General features: G+C 56.7%; 6 protein-coding genes. 3 read left to right on the top strand and 3 right to left on the bottom strand.

Annotation, left to right across the window (positions count from 1 at the left end; translation table 11 throughout):
- Positions 1–562: 562 nt before the first annotated feature.
- From Q7O77_RS15175 to Q7O77_RS15165, 3 genes are read right to left on the bottom strand one after another with little or no spacing between them, the layout of a single operon-like run.
- Positions 563–1,480: a DUF3102 domain-containing protein gene (locus Q7O77_RS15175; RefSeq protein ID WP_304169230.1), complete on the bottom strand. Its 918-nt coding sequence runs from the start codon at positions 1,478–1,480 to the stop codon at positions 563–565.
- A 17-nt stretch (positions 1,481–1,497) separates the two neighbouring features.
- Complete coding sequence (locus tag Q7O77_RS15170) at positions 1,498–1,803, bottom strand: helix-turn-helix domain-containing protein (protein WP_304169227.1); 306 nt, start codon at positions 1,801–1,803, stop codon at positions 1,498–1,500.
- Positions 1,804–1,857: 54 nt separating this feature from the next.
- Entirely contained in the window at positions 1,858–2,046 is a 189-nt protein-coding gene (locus Q7O77_RS15165; protein WP_085651235.1) for a DNA-binding protein, read from the bottom strand.
- An 86-nt stretch (positions 2,047–2,132) separates the two neighbouring features.
- On the opposite strand from Q7O77_RS15165, the gene Q7O77_RS15160 reads away from it, so the two are divergent.
- From Q7O77_RS15160 to Q7O77_RS15150, 3 genes are all read left to right on the top strand, one after another.
- Complete coding sequence (locus tag Q7O77_RS15160) at positions 2,133–2,555, top strand: helix-turn-helix transcriptional regulator (protein WP_304169222.1); 423 nt, start codon at positions 2,133–2,135, stop codon at positions 2,553–2,555.
- 18 nt (positions 2,556–2,573) lie between these two features.
- A complete protein-coding gene (locus tag Q7O77_RS15155; protein WP_304169219.1) occupies positions 2,574–3,104 on the top strand; it encodes a hypothetical protein in 531 nt (176 codons plus the stop codon).
- A gap of 764 nt (positions 3,105–3,868) precedes the next feature.
- Positions 3,869–4,102, top strand: coding sequence for a hypothetical protein (locus Q7O77_RS15150; RefSeq protein ID WP_304169216.1), 234 nt, complete (start codon positions 3,869–3,871; stop codon positions 4,100–4,102).
- The last annotated feature ends 70 nt before the right edge of the window (positions 4,103–4,172 follow it).

The raw sequence follows: 4,172 nt of genomic DNA, 5'->3' as shown, positions 1-4,172 counted from the left end.
AGATTCGCCTTAGTCTCGTGGGCTCGGAGATGTGTATAAGAGACAGGTAGTAGAGCGTGCAGAGCGACGCGTCGATTTCCCAGACGTGGTTGGGATGACGGCTCGCCAGTTCGGTGACCGGCGCGGGGGCGCTCAGCTGGTCCGGATGCAGGCCGTAGCTGCGCAGCGCGCGGCTCAGCGTGGAGGCGGACAGCGGGATGCACTCGCCGGTGGCGGGGTCCATGCGGCTGGCGTCGATCAGGCCGTTGGCGCGCAGCGTGTCCGCCGCGTCGGCGATGGCGTACAGGCGTTTGCCGTTTTTACGCGTCGCTTCCATCAGCGTGGCGGCCAGCAATGCGGCTTCGTCGCGGGTTAGCGCGCTGTTGCCGGCGTCGCTGCGCTGCTTGCGAGGGCGGCGGGGCATCGCCACGGTCTTCAGCTTGCGCAGCAGGGTGCCGCGGGACATACCGAGTTCGGCGGAGGCGGCGTCGTAGATCTGGCCTCGTTGGCCGTGTCCGGCTTCGCGCGCGGCGCGGGCGACAGCGACCAGTTTTTCCGTCAGGGCGGCGTTCATCATCATTCCTCAGACCGTCTCGACGTGGGGCAGGCGAGGTTCCGGGGCGTCCAGCCAGGCCGGTTTCAGGCTGGCGTTCGGCGCATCGTCCAGAAAGAAGCGTTCGCGCAGCTGGTGGATGGCGCGCTCCAGCTGGCACAGCAGGCCGTTCATGAACTCGGTGGGCGGCGACTGGAGGGTGCTGTCGCTGATGTCGATCAGCGCGCTGAACCCAGCCTGAAGTTTGCCGAGCAGGTGCGCTTCGGCGTCGAAGGCGATGGCGCCGACTTCCGCCCGCAGCTGGGCGCTCTGCTGGTCCGGCTCCGGTGGCTGAATGCGGGACTTTTTCTCCAGCCGGGTGGCCAGTTCGTCGATTTTGCTGTTTTTATCGGCCAGCACCCGCTGCTGCGCGGCGCTGTTTTCGCGGGATTCGCGCAGGGCCGCCTTCAGTTCGCGGCTGGTCATGCGGTCGATCTCGTCGAGCGTCGCGCCCGCCACCGTGCCGCCTTCGGCCAGCTGATCCAGCTCGTCGTCGTCCAGCACCATCAGTTCATACAGCTTGGTTTTGCCCAGAACGCGCAGCGATGAGCGCTTTGGCTGCGTGCTGTCGCCGTAGCCCAGAAACTTGACGCTGGCCTGCATCATGCGGCGCGCCACCTGCGGCGCCAGTCCCAGCTCGTTTTCCACGATGGCCGTGAAAGTGCCGTGCGGCTCGTTTTCTTTGAGGATCACCAATCGCTTACCGGCTTCCAGCATCGCTTCCGCGCTCTGCGCCATGTAGAAACGGGCTTCGTGAACGATGCGGTCGCGCTCGTAGGGCAGACCTTCGCCGTATTGCTGCATGATGCGCGTCTGGTGCTGCGACAGCGCGTTCAGGTTTTCGTCAAGATCGCGGGCCAACGCGGCATCCGCAACTAATTCAAGCGGTGGAGTTTTTATTCTTGCCATGTGTGTGAGTCCTTCTACTACCGGCTGCCGGCCAGCAAACGCTGGTTCATTTCGTTGATGCGGTCTTGAGCGCGAGCGACTTCGTTGGCATGAGCCTGAGCGATTTGCAGGGTTTGCATGCTCAGTGCGAAACGCCCGTTGTCCAGCCGTTGCGCCAATCCTTCTTCAATCAGGGTGTGCAGCGCGCGGTGGATGTTGGCGGGCGACTCCTCTAGCGCCGCTGCCAGTTCACCATTCGAAACGCCGCCGAGCGTGTGGCCGCGCAACGCCTTGAGAACGCGCAGAATACGAACGCCTGCGCTGGATACGTTTGCCTTGCTCATGCCACATTCTCCTTTTTTTAATATGTGATAATCTGTTACGCAGGTTGATAACCATCAAACGGGTTGAGGCGCTTTCAGGCCGAGTTTCACTGCAATTTCATGGCCTTTTCCGTATTTCGCCTTCGTTAGTCCGTTCAGTACGCGGTAGACGTCTGAGGGGCGGTAGCCGTTTTCCTCGGCCCAGCGGTTGAATGTCCAACCGTTTTGCCGGAACAGCTGTTTGACCTGCTCGGGGGTTTTCATCGAGATGGCTCCTTTTTCTACGAAGAAAGTGTTTATTTGTTCAATAGATTTTGTGAACTTTAGTTCTCATTGTCAATGGGGTTTTTGTGAACTTTGATTCTCTTTGTGCTCAGCGTCTGAAATCTGAGCGAAGTCGGCTAGCGTTGAAACAGGGCGAAGCCGCGGCCAGATGCGGCGTTTCTCGTGAAATGTGGAGCAAATATGAGCGCGGCGTTGCGGTGCCAGGAGGCGATGTTTTCGCCGCGTTTGCCATGTCGGGCGCTAACGTGCAATTCATTTTGACCGGCGAGCAGGGCGCGTCTTCGGAGACGCGTGCTGGCGCATTGGATGCGGAGCTGCTCGCAAAAATTGTCCTAAAATTGGAAATGCTGGCTAAACAAGCGGGTCGACGCTGGACGTCAGCGGAACTCGTATTACAATCAGCAAAAATATATAACTTCCTAATTAAAGAACCTGCTATTGATAATGATAGGATTGATAGCGTGCTGAAGTTGGTTATAAATCATTGATAATATAAAGGACTAATCATGGACAGAAGAGATAATGAATTACAGGAGCTTGCAGATCAGGTCGCGGGCAGTTTAAAAATGCTTCCCCAAGAGAACCTGGATCGACAAATAACGATAAGCGTCGGGGGGGATAATCCCGGCTCCATACATGTCGGGTCCGTCGTGAATATAAATCCCGCACCGGTGAGACCCCCTGAGTTACACGAGATGGATGACCGAACTTTACTGAATATGAAAAAAGCCCTGATATCAAACCGTAATGAATCCTCGCGCCGCTGTTATTTCAATATCCCGTGCATCCTCTTATTCGGATTGATTTCTGGCGCGTTTATTTTTGTTCTGTGGAATATTTTTCTTATACTCCACCAAAAACCCACCTTGTTAGATTTAGACGAAAAGAAACTGATTATTTATGCCAGCTGGGTATGTTTAGTGACGCTGGCAGGTAAAAATCTGGAGAAGATCCGAAAAATCGAATCCCGGATAGCCACGGAAAATCAGACTATTATCGATACTATCGATGTCATCTTGTTTCGCCGAGGCATGTAAGGGAAACACCTGACGCCTTGCGGAGTCCCCTGAAGCCATATCGCGCGGTGGGAGCGGTTTTATCCCTGATTTCCGTGCCGAGCACAGACATTCATAATCTTTGCCGAAGCCATTTAATGGCGCCGTAACGTATTTGCTTTCCGGCGATGTGAGAAATTAGGCCGGCGTGGCCGGACCATAAAATAAGCGAAGGCGATAAAAAGACTCTGGATAGTCAATATCAACAATAACCGCAGGCTGATGTATTTATTAGATTCATTGTTACTTCCCTGGAATATACCAATAAAGTTCCGCATGGGAGCGTGGGCGGCAACAGCACCCTCCCGGGCGGAACCTGGCCCTTCTTATGATGTCATTTGTCATGTTGTTCGAACACGGACCGCCACCCGATAACGTTGCGACGCGCGGGCGGAATAGCGATGTCATCATGATGCTTCGCCGCTCGCCGCATAATCCGCCTTAGCGCCCATTCTGGCGCTCGCGGCTCCCCGTTGGCACGCGGGGACGGCGAGTGATGTCAGCACGGTGCCGCCGTTTCGCTCTCCTTTGGTGGAGGGGAATTCCCGACGCGTCTGCGTCGGCAGATCGCTACGCCCACGATACGCGCAACAGCAGAGCGGCGGCGCAGCAGACGAGGCGGCAAGGCGGTGTAAAAACGCTGAATAAACGAACGCTCAATCGATCCTCTCTTCTTGATTTCCACTCCGGACATCCGTGCTAGCGTGTTGCTCTTTCCACGTTAATGCACCTGAGGTGTTGGAGTCATGATGATGCCCCTACGACCCGTTTTAACGGTACTGCTCTCCGCTAATCTGCTGGCGTGCGCGCCCTATGACTATGATGCGGAGCGGAACAGAAAAACCGTCACTCCCTCGCCAAGCCCGGTCTACATCCATGATAAAGAGGGCAATTTCATCAAAAGCCGCCGTATGGAGCGCGTGAGCCAGCAGGAGTGCCGTGAATACGGTTCGAACTGCGGGCGTCCTTTCGGTTGGTAACCACTCGTCGGCCAGCCGCTGCGGCTGAAAATTGACGGGCGGGGATCAGGTGGCGTCCGCGGGCGGGACG

Source organism: Lonsdalea britannica, from assembly GCF_946477055.1.
Classification (GTDB): Bacteria; Pseudomonadota; Gammaproteobacteria; order Enterobacterales; family Enterobacteriaceae; genus Lonsdalea; species Lonsdalea britannica_A.
Note: the sequence above shows the minus strand (reverse complement) of the source record. Positions and strands in the feature narration are given on the sequence as shown.

Excerpts from the sequence above, each read along its gene's own strand:
- Q7O77_RS15155 (WP_304169219.1), top strand. The coding sequence starts at position 2,574 with ATGGACAGAAGAGATAATGAATTACAGGAGCTTGCAGATCAGGTCGCG.
- Q7O77_RS15170 (WP_304169227.1), bottom strand. The coding sequence starts at position 1,803 with ATGAGCAAGGCAAACGTATCCAGCGCAGGCGTTCGTATTCTGCGCGTT.
- Q7O77_RS15165 (WP_085651235.1), bottom strand. The coding sequence starts at position 2,046 with ATGAAAACCCCCGAGCAGGTCAAACAGCTGTTCCGGCAAAACGGTTGG.
- Q7O77_RS15150 (WP_304169216.1), top strand. The coding sequence starts at position 3,869 with ATGATGATGCCCCTACGACCCGTTTTAACGGTACTGCTCTCCGCTAAT.
- Q7O77_RS15175 (WP_304169230.1), bottom strand. The coding sequence starts at position 1,480 with ATGGCAAGAATAAAAACTCCACCGCTTGAATTAGTTGCGGATGCCGCG.